This is a genomic window from Microcystis sp. M179S2, from assembly GCF_020245805.1.
Classification (GTDB): Bacteria; Cyanobacteriota; Cyanobacteriia; order Cyanobacteriales; family Microcystaceae; genus Microcystis; species Microcystis aeruginosa.
In genome coordinates, this window is sequence record NZ_JADBUE010000074.1 from 1 (window position 1) to 3,040 (window position 3,040).

The window sequence follows — 3,040 nt, forward strand, 5'->3', positions numbered from 1 at the left end:
ATAATACAGTGAGTTCTTTTCTTCTTCCGTGAATTCTAGGTTAATCATGTTTTTAATGAGTGCTTTGCTTCTAATTATGACTCTTAAACTATATTATTGTCCTTGAGTAAAAAATGCAAGTTGTAGCCGTGCAAAGTATAGAAACGAAATTCTAGCACCATGTCATCCTAGATGGGGAGTTGCTGGGTCGATGACGATACATCTGTACTTAATGAAAAAAGTGCCGGGCTTTTAGGGCATTTTACCTTTTTTTGGGCCTTTTTTCTCGACTTGATTGAGTCGAAACCTTTTTCCTATCGGCATTTCAGGCTTTTTCAGCAAACCCTAACTATTTTACCCTTATTTTTTAAGTTGATTAGATTAGGTAAACTCTTTGTCAGAAATCACCTAATTAAGGAAGTGCTGTCTGCGTGCTTGTGCCAAAACCTCTTATCAACAGGCCGAAGAAGATTTATAGTCATTTCAGATAAGTCTGATACACTCTAGACCGGTTAAACCCTTATGAACTCTGGCATTGATATTCTCAATCTTAATTGAAATGACTATATTCGAGATCTCGGAGCATCAAGATAAACTAAGACGCATTTTAAGCGTTTATAGGTCAGTACGAATGCTACGATAGCGTTGGGCGAGGATGCGAAGTCGGTCCTTGAATTGATCATAGAAAAGGAGTTTAAAGGATGAAAATGACTTATCTGGAAGCTACTGCCAAATTTTACAGCGAAGTAGCCCAAACTCCCGAAGTGGGGCTATGTTGTGTCCAAAGCAGTCCTTTGCAACTACCGGGGTTAAAAATCCCTGCCATTATGCAAGAGATGAACTATGGTTGTGGCACGACGGTGCAGGCCAATGAATTAGGCAATTCTCCCAGGGTTTTGTATGTGGGTGTGGGTGGTGGTTTAGAAGCACTGCAATTCGCCTATTTTTCCCGTCGTCCAGGGGGAGTCATTGCGGTGGATCCAGTGCCAGAAATGCGTTGGGCAGCCCAAAGAAATCTCAGCGAAGCGCTGCTGGAAAATCCCTGGTTTAGTCTCGATTTTGTGGAAATTAGAGATGGTTCCGCCTTTGAATTGCCGGTGGAGGATGCCTCCGTCGATGTAGTGGCGCAGAATTGTCTTTTTAATATCTTTAAACCAGCCGATTTACAGTTAGCTTTACGGGAAGCCTTTCGCGTCTTAAAACCGGGAGGACGTTTACTGATGAGCGATCCGATCGCCACTCGTCCAATCCCCGAACATTTGCAAGAAGATCAGCGTTTACGAGCTATGTGTCTATCGGGGGCCTTAACCTACGATGATTATATTAAACAGTTGATCGATGCTGGTTTTGGTCAGGTAGAAATTCGGGACCGTCGTCCCTATCGTTTACTGGACTGTCAGAGTTATAATTTAGCCGATCCGCTCCTATTAGAAAGTTTGGATTCCGTTGCTTTTAAACTGGCTATTCCCGAAGATGGGGCCTGTATTTTTACGGGCAAAACTGCTATTTATACTGGTACGGAGGCAATTTTCGATGATGGTGCCGGGCATATTTTAGCCAAAGGATTGCCGGTGGCCGTCTGTGATAAAACTGCGGGCAACTTAGCTCGCTCCTCTCCCCAAGATATCCTCATCACCGAGTCCACTTGGCACTATAACGGGGGCGGTTGCTGTTAAAAAAGCAGCGTCGAGACAAGTTCGATCCCTCAGTTATCAGTTATCAGTTATCAGTTATCAGTTATCAGTTATCAGTTACCAGTTACCAGTTATCAGTTATCAGTTATCAGTTATCATTGATTAGTTATTGGTCACTGTTTACTGTTTACTAATTACTGTTTACTAATTACTGTTTACTGATTACTGTTTACTCTCCCATGACTCCTTTTGTTGAGAAACTAAAAACTCCTTTAACTAAGCAAAAAATCTCGGTTCTGCAAATTAATTTGGGGAAAAGATGTAACCTTGCCTGTAGCCATTGTCATGTGGAAGCTAGTCGAGGTCGTTCCGAAGAAATGACTCCAGAAGTGTGCGAACAAATTATCGAACTGATCGAAAGATTTCCCCAAATTAAAACCGTCGATATGACCGGCGGTGCTCCGGAAATGCTCTACGGTTTTAAGCCGATTGTGGAAATCTCTAGAAAAGCTGGGAAACAGGTAATTGTGCGCTCGAATTTAACTATTTATTTCGAGAAAGGATTTACTTATATTCCTGAATATTGCGCTGGCCATCAGTTGCGGGTGGTGGCTTCTTTACCCTGTTATCTTGCCGATAATGTGGATAAAATGCGCGGTCTGGGAGTCTATGACCGATCAATCGCCGCTTTACAATGGTTAAACCGTCTCGGCTACGCTCAAGAGCCGAATTTGATTGTGGATTTAGTCTATAATCCCCAGATTCCTAAGTCAGAGAATTTTTCTCTCACACCGGATCAGGTATCCCTGACACGGGATTACAAAAAGTTCTTGCAAGAACATTTTAATATTTCTTTTAACAATCTATTTACTATCACTAACCTACCCGTCGGAAGGACACGCTTCCATCTGGAACACCGGCAACTCTATCAACCCTATATTCAATTCCTCGAAGACCATTTTAATGGCGATACTGTCGAGCATTTGATGTGTCGTAATCAGCTTTCCATTGATTATTTGGGTAATATCTATGACTGCGATTTTAATCAGATGGAAGATCTGGTCGCTTGCACCGGTCAAGGCCAAAAATTAACCCTGCCAGATTTATTACAAGCGGGTACTTTAGAGCTAATTGCAGAGGTACAAACCGCTTCCTATTGCTACGGTTGCACTGCCGGCAGCGGTTCCAGTTGTGGGGGAGCTTTGATTTCAATCTGAACAAATGTACTGAATTGACACCGCGTCTCGGAAAATTTAGTACAAATGCTCGGACTAGCTCTCCCTGCTACCAACTCCGGTGCTGTCTTAACGAGTAATCTTAGATAGGGTCGGCTGAATAATGGTAAAACCCTTTTAAAATAAGGCTTTTGACCTGTTAAAATCCGATGTTCATGCTGCGAAAATCGGATTGGGACCCCCAAAAACCTG

Annotated in this window: 2 protein-coding genes; both read left to right on the plus strand. The window is 42.6% G+C overall.

What is annotated here, in order from left to right; all coding sequences use genetic code 11:
- The first annotated feature begins 680 nt into the window (after window positions 1-680).
- A complete protein-coding gene (gene arsM, locus IM500_RS04110) occupies window positions 681-1,655 on the plus strand; it encodes an arsenosugar biosynthesis arsenite methyltransferase ArsM (RefSeq protein WP_190720720.1) in 975 nt (324 codons plus the stop codon).
- Window positions 1,656-1,852: 197 nt separating this feature from the next.
- Window positions 1,853-2,830, plus strand: coding sequence for an arsenosugar biosynthesis radical SAM (seleno)protein ArsS (gene arsS, locus IM500_RS04115; RefSeq protein ID WP_190720723.1), 978 nt, complete (start codon window positions 1,853-1,855; stop codon window positions 2,828-2,830).
- The last annotated feature ends 210 nt before the right edge of the window (window positions 2,831-3,040 follow it).